This window comes from Massilia sp. 9096 (assembly GCF_000745265.1).
GTDB lineage: Bacteria > Pseudomonadota > Gammaproteobacteria > Burkholderiales > Burkholderiaceae_D > Telluria.
Window position 1 is genome coordinate 2783484 of sequence record NZ_JQNN01000001.1, and the last position, 25788, is coordinate 2809271.

Sequence of the window (25788 nt, forward strand, 5' to 3'; positions counted from 1 at the left end):
TTGCCGGGCGATGCTGCCCAAATTATTGCTTGTTGCCGCGCGACGAGCTGCGCGACGACGCGTTGTTGGCCGACTGGCGGTTGCCATGGCTCATGCTGCCTGCACGGCGCGCTTCTTCCGAAGTGAACTCGTGTGCAGTGCCCTTCTGGTGAGCGGCCTTGCCGCCCTGGCTGGCGATCTCGCGTTGACGCTCCGGGTCCATCGAAGCGAATCCGCGATTTTTGGTGCCGCTGCTCTGTTTGTTGCCCTGGTTGTTCGATGCCATGATGTTCTCTCCTCGTTACATGTAAAACCGCCGCGTCCTGCGGCAGGCAGATTCCGACGTCGGCTAAGCGCCGTTGAGTCATCGGTGGGAATCATCTTATGCACGAAGGATGGGTGACACCATAGGACGTCTTCAGATGACTTTGTAGGACAATGTGAGACAGAAAATGCACATCTGAAATCTACTTCCAGTAGTAAATAACTCGTCAGTATTTCTCCTACAATCACCTGCACCGTCTTCCTATACTGAAGCCGCATCCAAACGCGCATGATGGCAGCATCAGGCGGGGTATCGCCCCGCACCATTCAGCATGCAAGGAGACGATCATGGACGCGAACCAACGCAGCGAGATCAACAACCAGACGAACAATGGCGCCAACGAAAAGTGGACGCCCGGCTCCAAGGGCAAGACCGCCGACAACGGCCAGCCGCTCGACCATACCTACCCGAACGGCAGCGGCACGCAGCAGCTGGGCAACCAGGGCATCGACACCATGGGCACCCAGCAGACCGGCGCCGGCCCCGGAGCGGCCGACGGCAGCTTCCAGCGCAGCGATGCGCTGAACCACAGCAGCGTGCCGGGCGGCTCGATGGAAACCCAGATCAATGGCGGCTCCGGCCCCGTGCAGGGCATCACCGACAGCCACCAGCGCCAGATGGAACAGAAGTCCGGCGCCTACGGCATGCTGGAACAGCCGGTCGGACATCGCCCGGCCGATTCGGGTGTCGACCTGAAACAGGAGCGCGACATGTCGCGCGACGTCGTGCGCGGCCAGATGGCTTCGCAGAACGCCAACCAGCCGGATCTGCAGGGCGGCTCGCTCGGCCCGCGCCACGGCAGCATGCAGTCGATGCAGTCCAGCCCGCAAGGCGGCAGCACGCAAGGAGGCGGCATGCCCGGCCCGCAGGGCAGCCTGCCGCCGCATGCGCCGAGCGGGTCCATGAACCGCAGCCAGGTGGGCAACTCGCAGTCGGGCGATGCGCGCAGTTTCGTATCGCAAGGCGACACCATCCCGTCGACCAATGGCGGCGGCATGGCCGGCCCGCAGGGCCATGACGGCGAGGAAGCCCAGCGCGGCAACACCCAGCTGGGCGTGACCGGTTCGCACTCGATGGCCAACCAGAATTCCGACTTCGGCGGCGTGCACGAGTCGAACGACGCCGCCGGCGGCCTGCCGCGCTCGCCGGGCAACGCCGGCGCGAATGCCGGCACCAGCACCGACCGCGCCGGCTCCCAGACCGGCGCCGGCGCGGCCGACAGCGGTCCCGCGGCGCACGACTCGAACGATGCCGCCGGCGGGTACCCGCGCAGCCCGGGCTTCGCCAATCGCCTGGCCGGCGACCAGGACATGGACGACGACACCGGGTTCAAGCGTAAATAAGCCGACGCAAGCAGGCTGAATCGAGCTGCCGCATCCGCAGCGCCTCCCACGCGCCCGCCGGGGCCGCCATCGTGCGGTCCGGCGGGCGCGTTTCATTTCCCGCCCTTCCCGCGCGCGTCGCGCGCACGTAGCCAACGCTCAGTTGACGCAGATTCAAGCCGGGCGCGTATCGCTGAACCGAGCAGCCCGGCATCGCTCCAAGTGGTCAGGTAGAACAACCACGAGCCAACGCGATGCCCTCGATGCCTTCGATGTCCTCGATGTCCCCGATGTGCCCGATGTCCACGGCGTTGCCGATACCGGCCGACACCAGCCCAGCGGTCACGCCATGCGCCGATTGAACGTCCTCACCTGGCACACGCACGGCAGCTACCTGTATTACCTGTCGCAGGCGCCGCACGAGTTCCACGTCCTGATGAAACCGGGCCGGCCGCCCGGTTATGGCGGGCGCTGCGGACCGTTTCCCTTCGGCCCCAATGTGCACGACCTGCCCGCCGAACAAGCGCGCACGCGCGCATTCGACTGCATCCTGTTCCAGGAAGACCATCACTGGGAAAAAGACCAGTTCGAGCTGCTCACGCCCGCGCAGCGCGCCCTGCCGCGCATCTACCTCGAGCACGATCCGCCGCGCGCGCATGCCGGCACCGCATCCCAGGCCTGGGTCAGCGACATCCGCCACCCGGTCGACGACCCAGGCGTGCTGCTGGTCCACGTCACGCGTTTCAACGACCTGATGTGGGACAGCGGCGCGACGCCCACGCGCGTGATCGAGCACGGGGTCATGCTGCCGGCCGGCGTGCGCTACAGCGGCGAACTCGAACGCGGATTGACGATCACCAACCACTTGGCGCGGCGCGGGCGGCGCATGGGCGCCGACCTGTTCGCCCAGCTGCGCACGCAGGCGCCGCTCGACCTGCTCGGCATGGACAGCGGCGCGCTGGGCGGCATCGGCGAGCTCGCGCATCCGCAGCTGCCGGCCTTCGCGGCGCGCTACCGCTTCCTGTTCAGTCCGATCCGCTATTCCAGCCTCAGCCTGTCCACCCTCGAGGCCATGATGGCCGGGATGCCGGTCGTCGCGCTGGCGACCACCGAGATGGCGAGCGTCGTGCGCGACGGCGAATCCGGTTTTGCGGCCCTCGATCCCGGCCAGCTGCTGGCGCCGATGCAGGCCCTGCTGCGCGATGCCGCCCTGGCGCGCCGGCTGGGGGCCAACGCGCGCCGCACCGCGCTCGAGCGCTTCTCCATCGGCCGCTTCAGCGCCGACTGGGACGCCGCGCTGCGTGACGTCACCCGCTAGCAGGAACCCACATGAAACTCAACGACCAAGTGCTGCCCGACACGCGTGTCCACGCCTTGCGCCGGATCGCCCTCATCAGCGACCACGCCTCGCCGCTCGCAGCGCCCGGCAGCATCGACTGCGGCGGCCAGAACGTCTACGTCGCCCACCTCGCGCGCGAACTGGCGCTGGCCGGCTACGGCGTGGACGTGTTCACCCGGCGCGACGCGGCCGGCCAGAAGCAGCTGGTGCGCTGGCGCGAGAACCTGCGCGTGGTCAACGTGCCGGCCGGACCGGCGCACTTCGTGCCCAAGGAGCAGATGCTGCCCCACGTCAGGGCGTTCGCCCGCTTCGCCACGCGCTTTGCGCGCCGCCAGGAGGCGGCCTATGACATCGTCCACGCCAATTTCTTCATGTCGGGCATGGTCGCCCAGCACCTCAAGCAGGCGCTCGGCATTCCCTTCGTCATCACCTTCCACGCCCTCGGCCAGGTGCGCCGCCTGGCCCAGGGCGCGGCCGATGCCTTCCCGCCCGCGCGCGTGCGCATCGAGAGCCTGCTGATGCGCCAGGCCGACCGCATCATCGCCGAATGCGCGCAGGACCGGCAGGACATGGAGCAGCTGTACGGCGCCAGCCCAGAGCGCATCGACGTCGCGCCGTGCGGCTTCGACCCCGCAGAGCTATGGCCGGCCGAGCAGGCCGAGGCGCGCCGCATGCTCGGCGTCGCGCCCGGGCGCTTCACCGTGCTGCAGCTCGGCCGCATCGTGCCGCGCAAGGGCGTCGACACCGTCATCCAGGCCACCGCCCTGCTGCGCAGCCTGCACGCCATCGACGCGCAGCTGCTGGTGGCAGGCGGCGAGGTGCATGCGGATGGCCGCCAGGGACTGGAACTGGCGCGCCTGCGTGCGCTCGCGGACACGCTGGGCATCGGCGAACACGTGCACTTCCTCGGCCAGCAGCCGCGCGCCGCGCTGCGCCACTGCTACGGCGCCGCCGACGTCTTCGTGACCACGCCCTGGTACGAGCCCTTCGGCATCACGCCGGTCGAAGCCATGGCCTGCGCGCGCCCCGTGATCGGGTCCGAAGTGGGCGGCATCAAGAGCACCGTGGTCGACGGCGGCACCGGTTTCCTGGTGCCGTCGCGCGACCCGCAGGCGGTCGCGGCCCGCCTCGCCACGCTGTACGCCAACCCTCGGCTCGCGCGCAGCATGGGCGAAGCCGGCCTGCGGCGCGCCTACCGCCACTACACCTGGCGCACCGTCGCCCAGCAGGTCGCCGCGGTCTACGGCGCCGTGCTGGACGAGGCGCGCAGCCCCTTTTTCATCGACCTGACCCAATCCTAGGAGCCCTCATGGCCGATCGCTTTGCCGACAGTCCCGACGCCGCCGCCGCATCCACCGCCGTCACCGCAGCCCCTGCCTCGCCCAGCCTGGCGGACAAGGTCGCCTTCGTCACCGGCGCAGCCAGCGGCCTGGGCGCCGCGCTGACCGACGTCCTCGCAGCTGCCGGCGCCCACATCGTGGCCGCCGATCTGCGCGCCGAGGCCCTGCAGGCGCGCATCACGTGCCTGCGCGAGCGCGGCGTGCGCGCGCACGGCCTGGCCTTCGACGTCGGCGATGCCGCCGCGGTCCGCGCCGCGGTCGACGAATGCCTCGCGCACATGGGCGGCCTGGACATCCTGGTCAACAACGCCGGCACCGACGTCACGCTGCCGATCGACGCGCTGTCCGAGCAGGACTGGCTGCGCGTGATCGGCACCAACCTGAACGGGCCCTTCCTGCTGTCCAGGGCCGCGGCCGGCCACATGCGCAGCCGCAGCGCCAACGGCGGCACCGGCGGCGGCGACATCGTCAACATCGCCTCCACCGCCGCCAAGCGCGCCTGGCCCAACGCCAGCGCCTACCACGCCAGCAAATGGGGCCTGCTCGGGCTGTCGCACGCGCTGCACGCCGAACTGCGCCCCCACGGCATCCGCGTCACCGCGGTCGTCGCCGGCGGCATGCGCACCCCATTCCTGCTCGAGCGCTTTCCCGACCTCGACGCCGCCCGGCTGCAGGACCCGGTCAACGTGGCGCGGGCGATCGTCCAGGTGCTGTTGCTGCCGCGCGAGACCGTCATCCCCGAACTGACCGTCCTGCCGATGCAGGAACCCTCCTGGCCCTGAGTCGCGCGACCGCCTATGAAAGCAGTCTTCATCGACAAGGACGGCACGCTGGTCGACGACATCCCGTACAACGTCGAGCCGCGCCGCATCCTGCTCAGCAGCGGCGCCGCGCCCGCATTACGCCTGCTGGCGCGGCTCGACTACCGCCTGTTCGTCATCACCAACCAGGCCGGGATCGCCCTCGGCCGCTTCCGGGAATCGGCCATGGAGGCGGTGCACGACCGGCTGCAGGACCTGTTGTTCCGCGAGGAGCTGACGCTGGCGGGGTTCTACTATTGTCCGCACCACCCGGAAGGCAAGGTGGCGCCCTACGCCGGCGACTGCCACTGCCGCAAGCCCAAGCCCGGCCTGTTGCTGCAGGCCGCGCTCGACCACGGTATCGACCTGCGCGCCTCGTGGATGATCGGCGACATCCTGCACGACGTCGAAGCCGGCAATCGCGCCGGCTGCCGCACCGTGCTGCTCGACAACGGCAACGAGACCGAATGGCGGCTCGGCCCGCGCCGCGTCCCGACGCGCATGGCGCCCGACCTGTATGCGGCGGCGGTGCTGATCGCCAGCCATGGAGAACAGGCATGAGCGCGCGCATGCGTCCGGGCATGAGCAACGGCATGAGTGCGCTCGCGAGTCCGCTCGTGAGTCCATGCCTGACCCCCGCCTGGCAAGCGGCGCGCAAGATCCTGTGCGTGCGCCTCGACTCGCTCGGCGACGTGCTGATGTGCACGCCCGCTTTGCGCGCGCTACGCGAGGGCGCGCCGGACCGGTCGCTGACCCTGCTCGGCTCGCCGTCCGGCGCCGCGGCCGCGCCGTTCATCCCCGAACTCGACGACGTCATCGTGTACCAGGCGCCATGGATGAAGGCCGGCGATCGGCCAGCGGAGGCGTCTCAGGCGGCGGACGCGACGGACGCAGGCATGGCGGCGAACATGGCGGCGACGCTGGCCGCACACCGCTTCGATGCCGCCGTCATCTTTACCGCCTACACGCAAAGCGCCTTGCCGGCTGCGCTACTGTGCCACCAGGCCGGTATCCCGCTGCGGCTCGCGCACTGCCGCGAAAATCCGTATGCCCTGCTGAGCGACTGGGTGGAGGAGCCGGAGCCTGCCAGCATGGTGCGCCACGAAGTGCAGCGCCAGCTCGACCTGGTCAGGAAAGTCGGTTGCCGCACTCCCGACATCGGCTTGTCGTTCGCGCCGCGCCCTGGCGACGCCGAAGCGGCGCAGGCCCGGCTGCGTTCGCTGGGCATCGCGCCCGGCCAGCGCTGGCTGCTGCTGCATCCGGGCGCCAGCGCGGCCTCGCGCCGCTATCCGGCCGATGCCTGGGCGGCGTCGATCCGCCTGCTGGCGCGCGGCACCGGGCTGCCGATGGTACTGACCGGCAGCAGTGCCGAGGTCGAGCTGGTCGAAGGCATCCGCGCCGCCTGCGGCATGCCGACGCATTCGCTGGCCGGCCGGCTCGATCTCGGCCAGCTGGGCGCCCTGCTGCGCATGGCCACGGTCGCCGTCACGAACAACACCGGGCCGGCCCACATCGCGGCGGCCGTGGGCACGCCGCTGGTCGACCTGTATGCGCTCACCAATCCACAGCACACGCCCTGGCACGTGCGCAACCGGGTGCTGTTCCAGGACGTGCCGTGCCGCTTCTGCTTCAAGAGCAGCTGCCCGGCCGGGCATCACGCCTGCCTGGTCGGGGTCGCGCCGGAGCGCGTGCTGGAGGCAGTGGCCAGCCTGCTGCAGCCGGCCCGACCGCGCATCGATATCGCCGACGAAGCGTGGCCCGACACCGAGAAACTCGATGTCAGCGCTGGCTGACCCGGGCTGTATTGCAAGCCTACGCGTTGTTGCCTACGTTGTTGCCCACGTTGTTGCCCACGTTGTTGCCCAGGTTATTACGCGCTTTGTTGGCGGCGCCGGACAAACCGCGGAACAGCTGGTGTGGTGTAGCCGGCCAAGGTCGTGCCCTCGAACGCCGTCAGCGTGCCGCCGTCGATGGCGATGCGCCTGGCCGCTTGCGATAAGCGGACTCGACGGCAGCGACAATCTATCTATGGAGGATGGGCTCAGCAAGTCGCTGCGAGTGCGAACTGTTGAGTTATATCGACGAGTTGCCAGAAACTTCGTTCAGTCTGGAACAAAATTGAGGAAATGCAATGCACTAACGGACGATTTCAGGCGCCTGTTCAGGCACACATCGCCTTCAGTTCGCGGTAGGCGTCGTCGAGCCGGCGCCCCAGCCCAATGCTATCGTCTTCGAGCCAGGCGACGGTGGCGTGTACGAACGCCGCCATGCCGGTGCGCGCTGCAAGTACCGCCTGCAGCCCGCCCACGCCGCGCGCCACCAGCGCCTCGGCCAGGGCGTCGGTCAAGGCGGCCAGCTTGGCCAGTTCGCGTTCGTACAAGGCAGGCGTGCTGAAAATGATGTCATGCCGCGGCTTCGCGAACGGCCGGTTTCCCTCCAGCAGCGTCTGCACGCCGTGGAACGCATGAAACAAGGTGTCGAGCGGCCCGGATGCAGGGGGCACCGCGGCGATCGCCTCGACCAGCGCCGCCCGCAGGATGGGCTCGCCATCGAACAGGACTTCTCGCTTGTCTGGAAATTGCCGGAAGAAAGTGCGCTCGGTCACCCCAGCGCGCGCCGCGATCTCCGCTGCCGTCGTTTGTTCGTACCCTTTTTCGCGAAACAGATCCAGCGCAGCCTGCTGCAGCCGGCTGCGCGCGTCGCCTTCGCTCTTCGCCACTTCAATCTCCTGTTGTCAGTCACTGACATCGTGATTATACTCGACCCACCGCAATGTCAGTCACTGACATCGCGTTCATCCCACCATCATGAAGGAGATACCATGCGAGTGTTTTTGACGGGAGCAAACGGCTGGGTCGGCTCAGCCATCACGCGCGAACTGCTCGGCGCCGGTCATTCGGTCGTCGGGCTGGTGCGTTCGCAACAGAATGCGCAGGCGTTCGCGGCCGCCGGCGGCACGCCCTTGCTCGGGTCGCTGAGCGATCTGGCGGTGCTGCGTAAGGGCGCCGGCGATGCCGACGGCATCATCCATACCGCTTTCGGCCTCGACCTCGCGCGCATCGCCGAATTGGCCGAGGAAGACCGCCAGGCCATCGAGATCTTCGGCGAGGTCTGCGCCGGGTCGACCCGGCCGATCGTCGTCACCAGCGGCGTGCTGCTGACGCCGCCCGGCGTGACGTTCACCGAAGACGCCAGGCCGCCGGTCGACCCCGCCTTCCCGCGGGCGTCCGAGCAGACCGCATTTGCGCTGGCCGAACGCGGACTGCACGCATCCGTGGTGAGGCTGCCGCGCTCCACGCACGGCAGCGGCGAACGCCATGGTTTCATTCCCATGCTGGCGGCCGTCGCACGCGAAAAAGGCGTGTCGGCGTATATCGGCGATGGCCAGAACCTGTGGCCTGCCGGGCACCGGCTGGACGCTGCGCGCGTATTCCGTCTTGCGCTCGAACACGGCGGGCGCAACGAATCGTTCCACGCCATCGCGGAAGAAGGCGTGCCGTTCAGGCTGATCGCCGAGGCGCTCGGACGCCAGCTTGGCGTACCGGCCAGGTCGCTATCGGATGACGAGGCGGCGGCGCATTTCGGCGGCCTGGCGATATTTGTTGGCGGGAATGGCCCGGCATCGAGCGCACGGACGCGGTCGGTGCTGGGCTGGACCCCGCGCCAACCCGGGCTCATCGCGGATATCGACCAGCCGGCCTATTTTCAGCCGACGCCGCACTACTGACCACGCCCACGGCGGCGCTCACGAACCGTGCGCCGCCGCGCCCTTCCGTCGCGCGGTTCCCGACGGATATCGCCAGCCGATCGCGCGCCGTCGCACATCCTCGCCGCAGTTGTCAACCCCGTTCACCTTTTGGAACGTGGCGCCGCACCATCTTTTTTTCCAAAAAATAGCGCGGCTGCGGTTGTTTCTTACACAAATCAGAAATATCATAATCATTACCAAACGCGCCAGAAAGAGCGCCGCCGGATCAGATGTTTTCCATCCGCTACGTCAATACATATTCATGAATTAACAGGATATAAACGTCAGAGATAGCCTCGAACGTTTGATGTGTCCGGTCTTTCCTGCGAAATAGATTGCGCTTTCCCCGCTTCTGCTGTGTCGATATCCAGCGGATTACCGCTGATGTCAAAAGCTTTACCGTATCTTTTCGATGACCACATTCCGATTTGACGTTCCCGTAAATAACGACCACGTTGCAATTCTTTCCGACGTCAATCGGTCATTCAAAGCGGACAGTGAGGAATACCGGCTTCTTCTGGTCGACGACGAAGTCAATGCCCTGACCTCGCTGTATGAATTGCTTCGCGACCGCGGTTTCCAGCTGACGGTGTCCTTGAATGGCGGCGAAGCGATCAGTCATCTGGCAACCCAGTCCTTCGACCTGATGCTGCTCGACCTGGGCCTCGAGGATATCGATGGGCATGACGTCATGGCCTACATCGGGGAGCGCAATATCGACACCGATGTCATTGTCATCAGCGGAAAGACGGATATCGATTCGGCCATCGGCGCCCTGCGCGGCGGTGCGCATGACTACGTGCGTAAACCTTACAGCCACGAGGAAGTGCTCAATACCGTGAGCAATGCGCTCAAGCAACGCGCCTTGGCCAGGGCGAATCGGACGATGGCGGATCAGCTGCAAAACTCGGAAAAGATGTATCGCTATCTGGTCGATTCATCGCCGGACATCATCTATACATTGAATTCCGAAAGTCATTTCACGTTCGTGAATGACCGCACCTGCCAATTGCTGGGCTATACCAGGGAAGAGCTGATTGGCCAGCATTATTCCAAGGTGGTGGTCGAGGCGGACCTGGAGCGGGCGCACCGCGTGTTCAACGAGCGGCGCGCGGACGAACGCGCATCGCGCAATGTCGAATTGCGCGTGAAATGCGGCGTCCACAGGAACAAGGCGCGCCGCTTCAACACCGACGTGGTGACGATTTCCCTGAACGCGACCGGGATGCATGCCCCCGGCCGCCAGTCGCGCCAGGCTCGCTTCATGGGCACGTATGGCGTCGCGCGCGACGTCACCGAGCGCAAGCAGGCCGAGGAACTGATCTACCACCAGGCCTATCACGATCCCTTGACCGACCTGCCGAACCGCACGCTTTTCAAGGATCGGCTCGGCTTGGCGATGATTCAGGCAAAGCGCTGCGATAGGGAACTGGCGGTCATGTTCATCGACCTCGACCGATTCAAGCTCGTCAACGATAATCTCGGCCACGTCATGGGCGACGAATTGCTGCAGCAAGTCGCGGCACGGCTGAAGGAATGCTTGCGCGAGAGCGACACCCTGGCGCGTCTTGGCGGCGACGAATTCACGGTCGTCCTGCCCGAATTGCGCACCCTGGACGATGCCCATGTGACGGCCGAGAAAGTCCTCGAGCGCCTGCATCGTCCATTCAACCTCGACGGCCACGAAGTCCATATTTCCGCGTCGATCGGCATTGCGGTGTATCCGCGCGATGGCCAGTCGATCGACGAGTTATTGCGCAACGCCGATATCGCCATGTACCAGGTCAAGGACCAGGGCAAGAATGGCTCGATGTTCTACGACCCGGCGATGCAGGACTTGTCGCATCAAAAGGTCGCGCTCGAACAAAGCCTGCGCAAGGCGCTGGAACGGGAAGAATTCGAAATCCATTATCAGCCGCAGGTGGACACAATGAGCGGCGCCGTGATCGGCGCGGAAGCCCTGCTGCGCTGGAACCACCCTTCGCGCGGCGTGGTGCCGCCGGCTGAATTCATTCCGTTCGCCGAAGAACACGGTTTGATGCTGCCGATCACCGACTGGATGATCGGTGCGCTGTGCCGCGACATGTCGCAATGGAGCGGCATCGGCCCGGCCGGCTTCAAATTGTCCGTGAATTTGTCGCCGCAATACCTGGGACGTGCCGATTTTCTCGACAGGCTGCAAAACAATCTGCTGTGTCACGCCGTGCAGCCCGGCCAGATCGAGGTCGACATCACCGAAAACGTATGCCTGCGCGATCCGCAGCACGCGATCGAACAGCTCAACAAGCTGGCCGCACTGGGCATTTCGGTTGCGATCGACGATTTCGGCACCGGCTATTCGTCGCTGGCTTACCTGCATCGTTTTCCGGTTCGCACCATCAAGATCGATCATTCCTTCGTGCGCGAGATCCATGACGCGGCGGGCCATTACCCGGTGGTGCTCGCGATCATCTCGATTGCGCGCGGCCTGCGTCTGAACCTGATTGCGGAAGGCGTCGAGACCGACATCCAGGCGCGCTATCTGCATGCGAATGGCTGCCTGGTCATGCAGGGACATCTTTTCTACCGGCCGATGCCGATCGCACGCTTCATCGAGACGCTGCGCACGCAGGCCTAGCCGCAACCAGCCAGCCGCTCAGGCCGGCTCGCCGTCGACCGCGAGTTCGCAGGCGCCCTGTCGGCGGCAATGCTCGAGGTAGCCGACTTCATGGTTGCCGAGCAGGTCGACCACGCTGCGCCATAGCCAGGACGGCGCGTCCAGGCTCTTGGTGTAGTTACGCCGCAATTCGGTCGCCCAGCGGCGCTGCGTGGCCGCATCCATCTGGCGCGCATGGGCGCGTCCGAGCACCGAGGCCAGGTACAGCGCGACAGCCCCCGCCTCGGTCGCGCTCAGCGATTCGATATCGATCTTGAGGTCCTGCGGCAGCAGTTCACGCACGAACGCCGCATGGCCGGCGACGCGGGTGGCGAACATGCGCTCGCCGAGGTAGGGCGAGAGCGCGCGCGCGCCCGTGACGACCCGTTCGCCGTTATCGCGCGGCATCGTGAATGCCTTGTCGCGCGGCGCCGCGGCGCGCGACGCCTCCTTGATGTCGATCAGGCAGAAATCGTCGCGGCGCGCGGCATCGCTGTCGATTTCGAGCAGGACGGCGTAGCGCAGCTTGCCCAGCGAGCTGCAGCCCTTGACCCAGTAGGCGGCGTCCAGCATGTGGATCGTGGCGTCGTCGGGACGATGCTTGAGCGAGGTCACCAGGTGGCGCAGCGCATCCTGTTCGCACAGCGCACGGATATCGTCCAGCTCGGCCGGCTCGAGCGGCCAGAAGCGGCGTCCCAGCGGCAGGTGTTCGCGCTCCCCTTCGGTTCGCTCCGCGCGCAGGTGCTTGAAGGAACGCGCCATCGCACTTTTCAGGACGATGCGCACCGGGTCCGGCTTCGGGATGCGCACCGGCGTTTCGGTGTCGCCGGCGAACGCGCTGGCATAACCGACCACCAGCTGTTCCAGCATCGTCGACGTGGTCTTGCCCGAGAGGTTGGAGCCGCGCGCGGCCGATGCCAGCGACAGTCCCAGGCGGATCAGGTCGTGCGCCGGATTGCCGATGACGGTCTGGTCGAAGTCGCGCAGCTGGATGTCGACCGCGCCATTGGCGTCGGCGACCGGTCCGAGGTTGCCGAGGTGGCAATCGCCGCAGATCCAGATCGGCGGCCCGGACGGGATCGCCTCGGCGCCGAATTCCGACAGCCAGTCGTAGAAGCGCGTCGTGGCGCCCCTGACGTAGGCGTGTGGACTGCGCGCCATCTTGCGATTGCGCAGCAGGGTGAGCAGGTCTAGACGCGCTTCCGGCGCGGCACGGTCGAAAAGCTTTTTCTTGGCCATGGACCGATTATGCAGATTTTCGCGATTTTACCGTGTTAGGCATTGCACAGAATATCGCATTGAACGCCGAATTCAGACCGCCAGCTCAGGCTCCAGGCTGGGCGCCATCCGAGGCGCCTTGTGCTCGGCCAAGCGGTCGATCAGGGCGTCCAGCGGCATCGGCCGGCCGAACAGGTAACCTTGCATGCAGGGGGCGCCGTTCGCTTCCAGGAAGCGCGCCTGCGCCGCCGTCTCGACGCCTTCGGCCATGACGCGCAGTCCGAGGTGGCCGGCCATCGCCAGGATCGACTGCACGATGGCGGTGCCGTTGATATCGTGCGGCGTGTCGCGCAGGAAGCTCCTGTCGATCTTGAGCTCGTACAGCGGCATCTTGCGCAGGTAGGCCAGGTTCGAATACCCGGTGCCGAAGTCGTCGATCGAGAAGCGCACGCCCAGCTGCGCCAGCTCGCGCATGCGCGCGGCGGTCTCGTCCAGGTCGTCGACCAGCAGGCCCTCGGTCACTTCGAGGATCAGCTGGTCCGGCGGCACGCCGGTCTCCATCAACGCGGCGCGCACCGTCGCCACGAAGTCCGGCTCGCGGAACTGGCGCGGGCTGACGTTGATCGAGAGCGGCAAGGGATAGCCGATGCGCTCCAGCTCCAGCCATGCCTTGAGCGACTGGCGCAGCACCCAGGCGCCGATCGGCACGATCAGCCCGCTCGCCTCGGCCACGGGGATGAAGACGTCGGGCGGCAGCAGCACGCCGTCGGCGCGGCGCCAGCGCAGCAGCACCTCGGCGCCGATCGGCGCGCCGTCGCGGCCGACCTGCAGCTGCAGGTGCAGCGCCAGCTGGCCCTTGTCCACCGCATGGGCCAGGTCGCGCTCCAGCGTCAGGGTATTCTCCGCCTCGGCCAGCATGGTCGTCTCGAACAGGGCCACGCCGTTGCGGCCGGCCGATTTGGCGTGGTACATCGCCGTATCGGCTTCGCGCAGCAGGTCCTGCACGGTATGGGTCGGACGCACCGGCAGGGCCACGCCGATGCTGCCGGACGACTGGTAGGTCTGGCCGTCAATCTCGACCGGGTGCGTGAGCGCGGCGCCCACCTGCCCGGCCAGCGCCAGCGCGGCGGCGGTGGCGGCGGCGCTGTCCGTGCCCAAGTCCTGGAGCAGCACGACGAACTCGTCGCCGCCCAGACGCGCCACGGTGTCGCACTTGCGCACGGTGGCGCTCAGGCGGGCGGCCACGTGCTTGAGCAGCGCGTCGCCGGTGGCGTGGCCGCGCGCATCGTTGACGCTCTTGAAGTTGTCGAGGTCGAGGTACAGCAGCGCGCCGAGGCCGTTGCCGGCATGCGCATCCGCGACCATGACGTTCAGGCGGTCCATCAACAGGCGCCGGTTCGGCAGGCCGGTCAACACGTCGAAGAAGGCCAGCTGGCGGATCGCTTCGGCGGAACGGCGCTGCTCGGTGATGTCGCGGCCGACCACCACCCAGTGCGTGATCGGTCCACCTTCGCTGGCGAACGGCACCATCTCCACTTCGACCCAGCACGGCGTGCCGGCCTTGGTGTAGTTCATCAGTTGCGTGCGCACCGGTGCGCGGCGCGCCATGGCGTCCACCAGCAGCTCGACGGCGGCCGGATCGGTGTCGGGGCCATGCAGCACGCGCATGCTGTGGCCGACGATCTCGTCGGCGCGATAACCGCTGTGGCGCTCGAAGGCGGCGTTGGCAAAGATGATCGGCTGGGTGCTGCCCTCTGCCACCTTGACGATCAGGACCATGTCGTTCAGGCTGGCCAGCGCGGCCGAGGTCAGGCCCAGTTCGCCGTTGGCCGCGTGCAGCGCCGCTTGCCCTTCTTCGAGCGAGCCGGCAAAGCCGCGTACGTCGTTGAGGGACTTCGACAGACCTTTCAGCAAGGTTCCGCAGGAAAGCGTGATGAAAACGCCCACGCAGGTGAAATTCAGCGTGAAAATGCCGACCCCTGCCAGCGAGTCCTTGGCGAAATCGGCGACGGCCAGGTCGCTGTGGCCGCTCAAGCCGAGCACCATCATCGACGCCGCGCTGAGCGCCAGCATGGCGAACGCCTCGCGCATGCCGAGCAGGATCACCGCCATGATGGGCAGGCCCATCAGGTAGCACAAGCCGAGCGCCCCGACGCTGATCATCGATCCGCTTGCGACACCGAACAGCATCGCCAGGAAGTTCCACACACGCACCCGATGCGACCACTGTTCCAGCCGGGAAATCGCAAGGATCCACGCCATGGCGATGACGTCCATCAACGCCACTGCCGGAACGCCATGGTGGATCGCAAGCGCGGCGCTGGGCACCGCGGCGACGAGTGCAACGGTGCGCACCGTCGACATCAGCGAGGTGAAAATGCGAAATCGCCACTGGCAGATATCGTCGAAGGTGATCATGATGAGTTCAGCGCGTCGAGTTGGCGGCGCCGTAATTATTATTACCAATGGGAAATAATAGCACCGGCGTTCAAAATTGCATGTACGCAATGATGTCGTTGCTTTGTAGTCCTAGTCCGACTCGATCGGCAACGAACGCACACCGACACGGTTAATTTGCCATAATGTCAACGGGCTCTTACACTGGGCCGCTCTGCCGGTCGGCGCTGCGCCGTGCACAGTGCTTAGCGTGACGCCACGCACCCGAATACAAGGAAACGAAATGAGCGAAAGAGGGAATAACACGGTTGCCGAGCTGCTGTTCGAGCTTGGCAAAGTCACGCGACGCGCAATCGATACCACGCACGGCAAGGCCGACGCGGCCGCGCTGTCGAAAATGGCGAACAGCTTGCTGGAAGCGGGCGACCAGAAAGTGGCCAACGACCTGCTGCTGGTGTTCGTCGCCGGCTTCGAGGAAGGCGATCCGCCCGAGCGGCGCTTGCATCCGGAAGACCGCTGAGCGGCACGGGACGCCGCAAACGAAAAAGGCCAGCTCGAAAGCTGGCCTCATTCAGATTCTATTGGTCGGGGCGAGAGGATTCGAACCTCCGACCACGTGCACCCCATGCACGTACGCTACCAGGCTGCGCTACGCCCCGACTCGGCCTGCAATTATAACAGAGGCGGCCGGGATGACTAGCCCTTTTGTCATGCAGCATGCCTGCTTTTGCTGATCACTTCCACTCGCCGCGCAGCGCCAGTACCTGTTCCTGCAAGAACTCCGGCGTCACCTGCTGCGGCGGGACCGGACGCCCGACCGCCAGCGCCAGGCGCGAGCGCCAGCCGCGCGCGAACGAGCGCTCGAAGACGTTGGACGGGCCGCGCGAAAACACGCTGCCCCACAGGCCGCACAGCGCCATCGGGATCACCGGCACCTGGCTGCGCTCGACGATCTTGGCGATGCCGCCGCGAAATTCGTTGAGCTCGCCGGTGCGGGTCAGCTTGCCCTCCGGGAAAATGCAGACCAGTTCGCCGTCGTGCAGCGCGTGCGCGATGTCGACGAAGGCTTTTTCCATCAGCCACGGGTCGTCCTTCGCCGGGGCGATCGGGATCGCCTTGCCGGTGCGGAAAATGAAACCGAGGACCGGCGTGTTGAAGATGCGGTGGTCCATCACGAAGCGGATCGGGCGCGGGCTGGCGGCCAGGATGACGATGGCGTCGACGTAGCTGACGTGGTTGCACACCAGCACCGCCGGGCCCGTTTCCGGGATGCGCTCGACATCGACGGTCGAGACGCGGTGGATGGTGTGGATCAGCAGCCAGGCCAGGAAGCGCATCAGGAATTCCGGCACCAGCGAGAAGATGTAGATCGCCACCACGGCATTGAGCAAGGCAGTGGTGAGGAAGATTTGCGGGATCGTAAAGCCCTGCCCGATCAGCACCATGGCCAGTCCGGCGGCTGCGACCATGAACAGGGCGTTCAAGATATTGGTGCCCGCAATCGTACGCGACATGTGCTCCGGGTCGCAGCGGGTTTGAATGAGCGCGAACAGCGGCACGATGAACAGGCCGCCAAAGACGCCCAGCAGCAGCAGGTCGGCCAGGATGCGCAGGCTGCCGGCCTGGTGCAGCACGCTGGCGGCATCGACCGGGGCCGTGTTCACGTAATGCAGGCTGGCGACATACAGATCGATGCCGAACAGCGACAGTCCGATCGCGCCGAACGGCACCAGCCCGATCTCGACCTTGTGACCGGACAGTTTCTCGCACAGCAGGGAACCGGCGCCGATGCCGAGCGAAAACGTGGTCAGCAGCAGCACGATCACGCTGTGGTCGCCGTGCAGGTAATCCTTGGCATACAGCGGGAACTGCGACAGCACCAGCGCACCATAAAACCAGAACCAGGAATTGCCGAGCATCGACAGGAACACCGTGCGGTTCTGGCGCGAATAGGCCAGGTTGCGCACCGACTCGGCGATGAAGTTGGCGCTGATCTTCAGGCCAGGTGCCGGCGCCGGCGAAGCCGGGATGCGCCAGCTGGTCGCCAGGCCGAGCAGCGCGACGCCCAAGGCGCCGAAGGCCACCATGTGCACGCCGGCCTCGCCTTGGCCGGCCAGCAGCGCGCCGATCACTTCCCCGAGCAGGATGCCGACGAAGGTCCCCATTTCGATCACACCGTTGCCGCCGATGAGTTCTTCTGCCTTCAGGTGCTGCGGCAGATAAGCATATTTGACCGGACCGAACACGGTCGAGTGCACGCCCATGCCGACCACGGCGGCGATCAGGAGCCACAGCGTATGGCTCAGCCAGCCGGCGGCGGCCACGCCCATGATGGCGATCTCGAACAGCTTGACCCAGCGCGCCAGCCTGCCCTTCTCCACCTTGTCGGCGATCTGGCCGGCGATGGCGGAAAACACGACGTAGGGCAGGATGAACAGCCCCGGTATGAGCTGGTTCAGCAGCGCCGGCGAGACATCGGTCCAGCTCCTGGCGTCGAACGTGATCGCCACCAGCAGCGCATTCTTGAACAGGTTGTCGTTGAAAGCGCCCAGGAACTGAGTCCAGAAGAAGGGGCCGAAACGCCGCTGGGTCAGCAGCGAAAACTGGCTCGGTCGTTGCGCTTGGCTCATGAAGGCGTCGTTTGTTGGTTGCAATGGAGGCGTAATCTACAGCACAACTCGGAGCTTGGAAACCTGTGTTGCCAGACCGCACGCCAAGCATCGGATTCCGATACTTCAGCGAGCAAGATCAGCCACCGCATTTAAAACGTTGCTCCGAAAGCGACCCTAGCACAACTACGAGACGGGCTGAAGAAGTAACCGGGACTGTCTTCCAGGGGGCTTGAGCCAACGCAAACTGGCCCACTGCCGGTCCTTTTGTGCACTGCAGCGCAGGTAGAATTTACGGATGAATTCTTTCAATCCATCCTCCAACCAGCGCAGCTCGCTTGATGCGCTGTTCGACAAGATCGAGCACGATCTGCTCGCCCTCACGACGGCATCGCTGGACGCGCCGGCGCCGCCGCGCCAGACGGTCGACGAATTCGCCAACGAATTCCTCGGCCACTGGTTGATGCCGCCGCGCCGGCGCCTGACTGGCATATGAGGACCACATCGGCGGCACCCGCGTGCCGCCCATGTCTCAGCTCAGTCCCTCGAGACGGATGCGCACCACCTTCCCCATCACGGCCGACAGTTGCTCGATGCGGTCGATCGCGGCGTTGACGTACTTTTCACGCGTCTGGTGGGTGATGATGATGATGTCGGTAAGCGCTTTCTCGCCCGGCTCCTTCTGCAGCACGGCGTCGATCGAGATGCCGGCTTCGGCCAGGATGCGGGTCAGGTCGGCCATCACGCCCAGCTGGTCCTTCACGGTCACGCGCAGGTAATAACTGGTGCGGATCTCGGCCATCGGCAGGATCGGCAGGTCGGCCAGTTCGCTCGGCTGGAAGGCCAGGTGCGGCACGCGCGAATACGGATCGACCGTGGCCGAACGGGTCACGTCGACCAGGTCGGCGATCACGGCCGATGCGGTCGGCTCGGCGCCCGCGCCCTTGCCGTAGTACAGCGTGGCGCCGACCGCGTCGGCCTGCACCAGCACCGCGTTCATCGCGCCTTCCACGTTGGCGATCAGGCGCGCCTGCGGGATCAGGGTCGGGTGCACGCGCAGTTCGATGCCCTCGCTGCCGTCGACCATGGTGCGGCGGGTGATGCCGAGCAGCTTGATGCGGTAGCCGAGCTGTTCGGCGTAGCGGATGTCGACCGCCTGCAGCTGGCTGATGCCCTCGATGTGCGCGCTGGCGAACTGCATCGGGATGCCGAACGCGATCGCGGCCATGATGGTCAGCTTGTGGGCGGCATCCACGCCTTCGATGTCGAAGGTCGGGTCGGCTTCGGCGTAGCCGAGTTCCTGCGCCTGCTTGAGCACGGTCGGGAAGTCCAGGCCCTTGTCGCGCATCTCGGACAGGATGAAGTTGGTGGTGCCGTTGATGATGCCGGCCACCGATTCGATGCGGTTGGCGCTCAGGCCTTCGCGCAGCGCCTTGATGATCGGCACGCCGCCGGCCACCGCCGCCTCGAACGCCACCATCACGCCCTTTTCCTGGGCGGCGGCGAAGATTTCGTTGCCGTGCAGGGCCAGCAGCGCCTTGTTGGCGGTGACCACGTGCTTGCCGTTGGCGATCGCCTTGAGCACCAGCTCGCGCGCCAGTTCGTAGCCGCCGATCAGCTCGACGACGATGTCGATGTCGGGGTTGTTCACGACCGCGAACGGATCGGCCACGACCTCGACCTCGGCGCCGAGGCCGCTGTCGGCGATGACCTTGCGCGCGCGCTCGAGGTTGCGCGCCGCGACCATCGTCACCTCGATGCCGCGGCCGGCGCGGCGGCGGATTTCTTCCTGGTTGCGCTGGAGGACGTGGAAGGTACCGGCGCCCACGGTGCCGATGCCCAATAAACCTGCTTTGATGGGTTTCATATGTTATTTGCTCAAACCATGACTCAGGCGCGCACCGCATGGCGGCGCCGGTAGCCGTCGAGGAAGCGTGCGATACGGCCGCAGGCATCCGTCAGGTCGTCGGAATTCGGAAGGAACACGAGCCGGAAATGGTCCGGGCTGTGCCAGTTGAAGCCGGTGCCTTGCACCAGCAGGACTTTTTCCTCGGACAACAGCTCACAGATGAATTGCTGGTCATCGGCGATCGGGTAGATCTTCGGGTCGAGGCGGGGGAACATGTACAGCGCCGCTTTTGGCTTGACGCAGGACACGCCCGGGATATCGGTCAGGAGTTTGTGGGCGAGGTCGCGCTGGCGCGCCAGGCGGCCGCCGGGCGCCACCAGGTCGGCGATGCTCTGGTAGCCGCCCAATGCGGTCTGGATCGCGAACTGGCCGGGCGCGTTGGCGCACAGGCGCATCGAAGCCAGCATGTTCAGGCCTTCGATATAACCTTTCGCATGGCGCTTCTCGCCGGATACCACCATCCAGCCGGCGCGGTAGCCGCACGAACGGTAATTCTTGGACAGGCCGTTGAGGGTCACGAACAGCACGTCGTCGGCCAGCGAGGCGATCGAGAGGTGCTCGGCGCCGTCGTACAGGGTCTTGTCGTAGATCTCGTCGGCGTAGATGATCAGGCCGTGCTGGCGCGCCAGCTCGACGATCTCGAGCAGCACGTCGCGCGAGTACAGCGCGCCGGTCGGGTTGTTCGGGTTGATGACCACGATCGCGCGCGTGTTCGGCGTGATCTTCTTGCGCATGTCGTCGATGTCCGGCATCCAGCCGGCCTGTTCGTCGCATACGTAATGCACCGGGTTGCCGCCGGCCAGGCTGACGGCCGCGGTCCACAGCGGGTAGTCGGGCGCCGGCACCAGCACCTCGTCGCCGCCGTTGAGCAGCCCCTGCATGCACATCACGATCAGTTCCGAGGCGCCATTGCCCAGGTAAATGTCGTCGATGCCGACCCCGCCGATCTTCTTTTCCTGGCTGTAGTGCATGACGGCCTTGCGCGGCGCGAACATGCCCTTCGAATCGGTGTAGCCGGCGGCGCCGTGCATGTTGCGGATCATGTCGCCGACGATCTCGTCGGGCGGGTCGAAACCGAACACGGCGAGGTTGCCGATGTTCAGCTTGATCAGCTTATGGCCGTCCTCTTCCATCTGGCGCGCCTGGTCCAGGGCCGGCCCGCGGATCTCGTAGCACACGTCGTCGAGCTTGTTCGATTTCAGAATCGGTCGCATTCTCACCCTGGCTGGCTTGTGGTCGCTGCTACAACGTATTTGTTGCGATGCGAAAAATTCCATTCTGCCCAAACGGGCTCGATTAAGCAACCCGACGACGCGGCCGCGCCCGGCGCAGCGGACTGCGGCTTGGCCACCATTCGGGGGTACAATACGCGGCTCGTGCCAACCCCGCGTTCGCCTTCCGACCATGAAGCTCCATACCAGCAGCACCGAAAAATACCAGACCGTCACCGGCTACGACCGCAGCGGCGTCGAGATCAACGCCCAGCGCTTCGACTACAGCGTGCTGGTCATGCCTGAAACCGCGCCGCGTCCCTGGCCCGTCACGCGCTTCGAGGACCTGAGCGCAGCGCACTTCGAGCAGATCGCCGTGGACAAGCCGGACGTGGTCATCCTCGGCACCGGCGAACGCCAGCGCTTCGTGCATCCGCGCCTGATCGCCAGCCTGTCGGGCCAGCGCATCGGCGTCGAGAGCATGGACAGCCACGCCGCCTGCCGCACCTACAACATCCTGATGGGCGAAGGCCGCAAGGTCACGCTCGCGCTGATCATCGAAGGCAAAGACGGTACGGACGGTACAGAAGGTGCGGGCGCTGCATGAACGAGCTGTACCGCAACAAGAGACTCGCCTGGACCCTGCTGATCGTTTTTATCGTCGCCCTGCTGTTCGCACTGGGCGCACGCACCCTCGTTCCGCCCGATGAAGGCCGCTACGCCGAGATGGCGCGCGAGATGTTCGCCAGCGGCGACTGGATCACCACGCGCCTGAACGGCATCAAATACTTCGAGAAGCCGCCGCTGCAGACCTGGATGAACGCGCTCACCTTCGAGCTGTTCGGCCTGGGCGAGTGGCAGGCGCGCCTGTGGACCGGGCTGTGCGGCCTGTTCGGCGTGCTGCTGACCGGCTACGCGGGGCGTCGCGTGTTCGGCGAGCGGGTCGGCTTTTACGCCGCGCTGGTGCTGGGCTCGTGCTTCTACTGGGTCGCCTGCAGCCAGATCGATTCGCTCGACATGGGCGTCTCCGGCATGATGACGCTGGCGCTGTGCGCCCTGCTGATCGCCCAGCGCGACGACGCCCCCCCCTCCGAACAGCGCAACTGGATGCTGGCCTGCTGGGCCGGCATGGCGCTGTCGATGCTGGCCAAGGGCCTGATCGGCATCGTGCTGCCGGGCGCCGTGCTGGTGGTCTACACGGTCGCGGCGCGCGACTGGAAGATCTGGACCCGGCTGCACATCGGCAAAGGCCTGCTGCTGTTCTTCGTCATCGGCGCGCCCTGGTTCGTGCTGGTCGGCCTGAAGAACCCCGAGCAGCCGCATTTCTTCTTCATCCACGAGCACTTCGAGCGCTTCCTGCTCAAGGAACACCACCGCGAGGCGGCCTGGTGGATCTTCTTCGCCCTGCTCGCCGCCGGCAGCGTGCCCTGGCTGGGCGTGCTGGTGCAGAGCCTGGTGCTGGGCGCGCGCGGCGAAGGCGCCAAGCAATTCCGCCCGCGCCTCATGGCCCTGGTGTGGGTGGCGGTCATCGTGCTGTTCTTCACCAAGTCGAATTCCAAGCTGCCCGGCTACATCCTGCCGGTGTTCCCGGGCGTGGCGCTGCTGGTCGCGAACTACCTGGACGCCGGCACCCGCCGCAGCCGCATGCTGACCGCCGGCTTGACGGCGCTGCTGGGCGTGGCCCTGCTCGTGACGGTGCCGAACATGCTCGAACTGGCCAAGCACCCGGGCGAAACCGCGCTGTACGCGGCCTACCAGCCGTGGGTGCTGGCGGCCGGCCTAGTGATGCTGATCGGCGGCGCCCTGGCCCTGTTGACCGCACGCCAGATGCAGCGCGACCTGACCGTGCTGGCGCTGGCGATCGCCGGTTTTGCCGGCACCGAGCTGATGCTGTCCGGCTTCGAGCCGATCGCCCAGGCGCGCGCCGGCACCACGATGCTGCCGGCCCTGGCGCGCGCGGGCGCGCTGGACCCGAAGACCAAGGTGTTCTCGGTCGGCATCTACGAACAATCGCTGACCTTTTACCTGAACCGCACCGTGACCCTGGTCGACTACTGGGACGAGTTCACCTTCGGCCTGCAGCAGCAGCCCGAGCTCTCGATCCCGACCATTCCGGCCTGGATCGAGGTGTGGCGCCGCGACGCCGCCCAAGGGGTGCATGACGTCGCCATCATCCGCCCCGAGCTCGTGGCCGGCCTGCAGGCCGCCGGCGTGCCGCTGCGCGTGGTCGCGGGCGATTCGCGCCGCACCGTCATCGTCAACCATTAACAGAACCACCAACATGAACCTCGCTACATTCGGCTTCATCCTGTGCGGCGTGCTGCTCAACGCCTGCGCCCAGCTGCTGCTCAAGGCCGGCACCAACGCCATGGGCGGCGCCATCCACCTGAGCGCCAGCAACCTGCTGCCGACGCTGATCAAGGTCGGCACCCAGCTGCCGATCCTGGGCGGCCTGGCCTGCTACGTCATCTCGGTATTCGTCTGGATCGTCGGCCTGTCGCGCGCCGACGTGACGGTCGCCTACCCGATGCTGTCGATGGGCTACGTGGTCTCGGCGGTCGGCGCCTGGCTGTTCCTGGGCGAGGTGATCACGGTCCAGCGCCTGGTGGCGATCGGCGTGATCCTGGTCGGCGTGACCCTGCTGGCACGCTCTTGAACCCGGCTGGACGAAAGATGACATCGGCGCAAGGCTGGCCGCGCCGCCCTCGCGCGCTGCTACAATGCGCGCTTGCCGCCGCAGCCGACCGCGCTGAGACAACCAAGAATACAACGCCAAAGAATACGACGAGCGTCCCATGACTACCGCTTCTGCCTTCCTGCCCTTCACCCGGCCCACCATCGACGAAGAGACCATCGCCGCCGTCGGCGAGGTGCTGCGCTCCGGCTGGATCACGACCGGCCCGAAAAACGCGGCCTTCGAAGCCCTGCTGTCCGAGTACTTCGGCGGCCGCCCGGTGCGCACCTTCAACTCGGGCACCTGCACGATGGAGATCGGCCTGCGCATCGCCGGCGTCAAGCCGGGCGACGAGGTCATCACCACCCCGATTTCCTGGCCGGCCACCGCCAACGTGATCATCGAAGTCGGCGCGACCCCGGTGTTCGCCGACATCGACCCGGTCACCCGCAACATCGACCTGGACAAGCTGGAAGCCGCGATCACCCCGCGCACGCGCGCGATCATCCCGGTGTTCCTGTCCGGCCTGCCGGTCGACATGGACCGCCTGTATGCCATCGCCGACAAACACAAGCTGCGCGTGATCGAGGACGCGGCCCAGGCGCTGGGTTCGACGTGGAAGGGAAAACGCATCGGTTCGTTCGGCGACCTGGTCTCGTTCAGCTTCCAGGTCAACAAGAACATCACCACCGGCGAAGGCGGCTGCCTGGTGCTGAACAACCTGGAAGAAGCACGCCTGGCGGAAAAATACCGCCTGCAGGGCGTGACGCGCAGCGGCGTGGACGGCATCGACGTCGACGTCCTGGGCGGCAAGTACAACATGAGCGACATCCTGGCCGTGATCGGCCTGGGCCAGATGAAGCACGTGGAGGCGGTCACCGCCAAGCGCGCCGAGCTGGCGCGCCACTACTTCGATTGCTTCGGCCCCGATTTCGAGGCGCGCACCGGCGCCCAGCTGCCGCTGCAGGCTTTCGACACCAGCAATTTCCACCTGTTCCAGATCATCCTGCCGGACCGCGGCCCGGGCACGCGCGCCGATTTCATGACGCGCATGCAGAAGGAACACAACATCGGCACCGGCTACCACTACGCGCCGATCCACTTGTTCACGCTGTACCGCGAGCGCGGCTTCAAGGAAGGCATGTTCCCGATCTCCGAAAAGATCGGCCGCCTGACCGTGACCCTGCCGATGTTCAATTCGATGACGAAGGACGAGGTCGAGCGCGTCGTGGCGGCGGTCAATGCGATCCTTACGGCGGAGGCGCCGGCGCAATGACGCTCATGGAAATCAAGCCGGAAGTGTCTGTCGTCATTCCGGTCTATAACGAACAAGCCGGCCTGGCCAACCTGTTCGCGCGCCTGTATCCGGCGATGGACAAGCTGGGCCTGCCCTACGAAATCATTTTCGTCAACGACGGCAGCCGCGACAACTCGGTGGCGATCCTGGCCGAGCAGTACCGCAAGCGCCCCGACGTCACGCGCGTGGTGCTGTTCAACGGCAACTACGGCCAGCACATGGCGATCCTGGCCGGTTTCGAGCAGACCCGCGGCGACATCACGATCACGCTCGACGCCGACCTGCAGAACCCGCCGGAAGAAATCGGCAAGCTGATCGAGAAGATGCGCGAAGGCTACGACTACGTCGGCTCGATCCGCCGCAAGCGCCAGGATTCGGCCTGGCGGACCTACGCGTCCAAGGCCATGAACCGGCTGCGCGAGAAGATCACCAACATCCACATCACCGACCAGGGCAACATGCTGCGCGCCTACGGGCGCAACGTGATCGACCTGGTCAACCAGTGCGGCGAGGTCAACACATTCGTGCCGGCGCTGGCCTATAAATTTTCGCGCCGCCCGACCGAGATCGTCGTCGAGCACGAGGAGCGCGCGGCCGGCGAATCGAAATACTCGCTGTACAGCCTGATCCGGCTGAACTTCGACCTGATGACCGGCTTCTCGCTGGTGCCGCTGCAGCTGTTCTCGCTGATGGGCATGGTGCTGTCGCTGGCGTCGGCGGCGCTGGTGGTGCTGCTGGTGCTGCGCAGACTGTTCGTCGGCGCCGAGGCCGACGGCGTGTTCACGCTGTTCGCGATCGCCTTCTTCTTCATGGGCGTGATCCTGTTCGGCATCGGCCTGGTCGGCGAATACGTCGGCCGCATCTACCAGCAAGTGCGCGCGCGCCCGCGCTACGTCATCCAGACCGTGCTGCAGGGCGTGCCCGGGCAGGAAGCCGACGAGATCAGCGCGCTGGAAAAGCGCAGAGTAACGAGATGATGATTGAA

The 25788-nt window shown here is 66.0% G+C and carries 23 protein-coding genes and 1 tRNA gene; 16 read left to right on the forward strand and 8 right to left on the reverse strand.

What is annotated here, in order from left to right:
• Positions 1–22 precede the first annotated feature (22 nt).
• The gene (locus tag FA90_RS11875; protein WP_051971731.1) at positions 23–265 is read right to left on the reverse strand and encodes a KGG domain-containing protein; all 243 of its coding nucleotides are present in this window, start codon (positions 263–265) and stop codon (positions 23–25) included.
• A 326-nt stretch (positions 266–591) separates the two neighbouring features.
• On the opposite strand from FA90_RS11875, the gene FA90_RS11880 reads away from it, so the two are divergent.
• The 6 genes from FA90_RS11880 (at position 592) to FA90_RS11905 (ending at position 6898) form a co-directional block, all read left to right on the forward strand.
• On the forward strand, positions 592–1647 hold the full coding sequence (locus FA90_RS11880; protein ID WP_036168946.1) for a hypothetical protein: 1056 nt from the start codon (positions 592–594) through the stop codon (positions 1645–1647).
• 328 nt (positions 1648–1975) lie between these two features.
• Positions 1976–2944, forward strand: a complete 969-nt coding sequence (locus tag FA90_RS11885; RefSeq protein ID WP_036168948.1) for a glycosyltransferase — start codon at positions 1976–1978, stop codon at positions 2942–2944.
• Positions 2945–2955: 11 nt separating this feature from the next.
• The gene (locus tag FA90_RS11890; protein WP_081933805.1) at positions 2956–4266 is read left to right on the forward strand and encodes a glycosyltransferase; all 1311 of its coding nucleotides are present in this window, start codon (positions 2956–2958) and stop codon (positions 4264–4266) included.
• A gap of 8 nt (positions 4267–4274) precedes the next feature.
• Positions 4275–5087, forward strand: coding sequence for an SDR family oxidoreductase (locus FA90_RS11895; RefSeq protein WP_036168951.1), 813 nt, complete (start codon positions 4275–4277; stop codon positions 5085–5087).
• Between the two features lie 15 nt (positions 5088–5102).
• Positions 5103–5666: an HAD-IIIA family hydrolase gene (locus FA90_RS11900; protein ID WP_036168954.1), complete on the forward strand. Its 564-nt coding sequence runs from the start codon at positions 5103–5105 to the stop codon at positions 5664–5666.
• Positions 5663–6898, forward strand: coding sequence for a glycosyltransferase family 9 protein (locus tag FA90_RS11905; protein ID WP_239700698.1), 1236 nt, complete (start codon positions 5663–5665; stop codon positions 6896–6898). The genes FA90_RS11900 and FA90_RS11905 overlap by 4 nt, the downstream gene beginning before the upstream one ends.
• Before the next feature lie 368 nt (positions 6899–7266).
• On the opposite strand, the gene FA90_RS11910 is transcribed toward FA90_RS11905, so the two are convergent.
• A complete protein-coding gene (locus FA90_RS11910) occupies positions 7267–7824 on the reverse strand; it encodes a TetR/AcrR family transcriptional regulator (protein WP_036168956.1) in 558 nt (185 codons plus the stop codon).
• A gap of 102 nt (positions 7825–7926) precedes the next feature.
• On the opposite strand from FA90_RS11910, the gene FA90_RS11915 reads away from it, so the two are divergent.
• Positions 7927–8832 carry an SDR family oxidoreductase gene (locus FA90_RS11915; RefSeq protein WP_036168961.1) on the forward strand — a complete coding sequence of 302 codons (906 nt, stop codon included), beginning with the start codon at positions 7927–7929 and terminating at the stop codon, positions 8830–8832.
• Between the two features lie 433 nt (positions 8833–9265).
• The gene (locus tag FA90_RS11920; protein WP_081933806.1) at positions 9266–11470 is read left to right on the forward strand and encodes an EAL domain-containing protein; all 2205 of its coding nucleotides are present in this window, start codon (positions 9266–9268) and stop codon (positions 11468–11470) included.
• Positions 11471–11488: 18 nt separating this feature from the next.
• Here the strand turns inward: FA90_RS11920 and FA90_RS11925 are convergent, their stop codons facing one another.
• Both FA90_RS11925 and FA90_RS11930 read right to left on the reverse strand, forming a co-directional pair.
• Entirely contained in the window at positions 11489–12727 is a 1239-nt protein-coding gene (locus FA90_RS11925) for a DUF2252 family protein (protein ID WP_051971732.1), read from the reverse strand.
• Between the two features lie 72 nt (positions 12728–12799).
• Complete coding sequence (locus FA90_RS11930; RefSeq protein WP_373994637.1) at positions 12800–15070, reverse strand: putative bifunctional diguanylate cyclase/phosphodiesterase; 2271 nt, start codon at positions 15068–15070, stop codon at positions 12800–12802.
• Here FA90_RS11930 and FA90_RS27275 point away from each other — a divergent pair.
• Both FA90_RS27275 and FA90_RS11935 read left to right on the forward strand, forming a co-directional pair.
• Positions 14967–15182: a hypothetical protein gene (locus FA90_RS27275; protein ID WP_239700704.1), complete on the forward strand. Its 216-nt coding sequence runs from the start codon at positions 14967–14969 to the stop codon at positions 15180–15182. The genes FA90_RS11930 and FA90_RS27275 overlap by 104 nt on opposite strands.
• Before the next feature lie 204 nt (positions 15183–15386).
• Entirely contained in the window at positions 15387–15623 is a 237-nt protein-coding gene (locus FA90_RS11935) for a hypothetical protein (protein ID WP_036168963.1), read from the forward strand.
• 62 nt (positions 15624–15685) lie between these two features.
• On the opposite strand, the gene FA90_RS11940 is transcribed toward FA90_RS11935, so the two are convergent.
• Both FA90_RS11940 and FA90_RS11945 read right to left on the reverse strand, forming a co-directional pair.
• Positions 15686–15762 (reverse strand) — tRNA-Pro (locus FA90_RS11940).
• Between the two features lie 75 nt (positions 15763–15837).
• Positions 15838–17733 (reverse strand): MFS transporter, encoded by a 1896-nt coding sequence (locus FA90_RS11945; protein ID WP_036168966.1) that lies wholly within the window; start codon positions 17731–17733, stop codon positions 15838–15840.
• 277 nt (positions 17734–18010) lie between these two features.
• On the opposite strand from FA90_RS11945, the gene FA90_RS11950 reads away from it, so the two are divergent.
• Positions 18011–18208, forward strand: a complete 198-nt coding sequence (locus FA90_RS11950; protein WP_036168969.1) for a hypothetical protein — start codon at positions 18011–18013, stop codon at positions 18206–18208.
• Positions 18209–18244: 36 nt separating this feature from the next.
• Here the strand turns inward: FA90_RS11950 and FA90_RS11955 are convergent, their stop codons facing one another.
• Together FA90_RS11955 and FA90_RS11960 are read right to left on the reverse strand one after the other, a co-directional pair.
• A complete protein-coding gene (locus FA90_RS11955) occupies positions 18245–19579 on the reverse strand; it encodes a homoserine dehydrogenase (RefSeq protein ID WP_036168971.1) in 1335 nt (444 codons plus the stop codon).
• 23 nt (positions 19580–19602) lie between these two features.
• Positions 19603–20835: a pyridoxal phosphate-dependent aminotransferase gene (locus tag FA90_RS11960; RefSeq protein ID WP_036168974.1), complete on the reverse strand. Its 1233-nt coding sequence runs from the start codon at positions 20833–20835 to the stop codon at positions 19603–19605.
• 190 nt (positions 20836–21025) lie between these two features.
• Between FA90_RS11960 and FA90_RS11965 the strand changes: the two genes are divergently transcribed.
• From FA90_RS11965 to FA90_RS11985, 5 genes are all read left to right on the forward strand, one after another.
• A complete protein-coding gene (locus FA90_RS11965) occupies positions 21026–21439 on the forward strand; it encodes an Mth938-like domain-containing protein (RefSeq protein WP_036168976.1) in 414 nt (137 codons plus the stop codon).
• Positions 21436–23100, forward strand: a complete 1665-nt coding sequence (locus FA90_RS11970; protein ID WP_036168978.1) for a glycosyltransferase family 39 protein — start codon at positions 21436–21438, stop codon at positions 23098–23100. The genes FA90_RS11965 and FA90_RS11970 overlap by 4 nt, the downstream gene beginning before the upstream one ends.
• A 13-nt stretch (positions 23101–23113) precedes the next feature.
• Positions 23114–23488 carry a 4-amino-4-deoxy-L-arabinose transferase gene (locus FA90_RS11975; protein ID WP_036168980.1) on the forward strand — a complete coding sequence of 125 codons (375 nt, stop codon included), beginning with the start codon at positions 23114–23116 and terminating at the stop codon, positions 23486–23488.
• Between the two features lie 139 nt (positions 23489–23627).
• Complete coding sequence (locus tag FA90_RS11980; RefSeq protein WP_036168982.1) at positions 23628–24782, forward strand: DegT/DnrJ/EryC1/StrS aminotransferase family protein; 1155 nt, start codon at positions 23628–23630, stop codon at positions 24780–24782.
• Positions 24779–25780, forward strand: coding sequence for a glycosyltransferase (locus FA90_RS11985; protein WP_197065291.1), 1002 nt, complete (start codon positions 24779–24781; stop codon positions 25778–25780). The genes FA90_RS11980 and FA90_RS11985 overlap by 4 nt, the downstream gene beginning before the upstream one ends.
• Positions 25781–25788 lie beyond the last annotated feature (8 nt).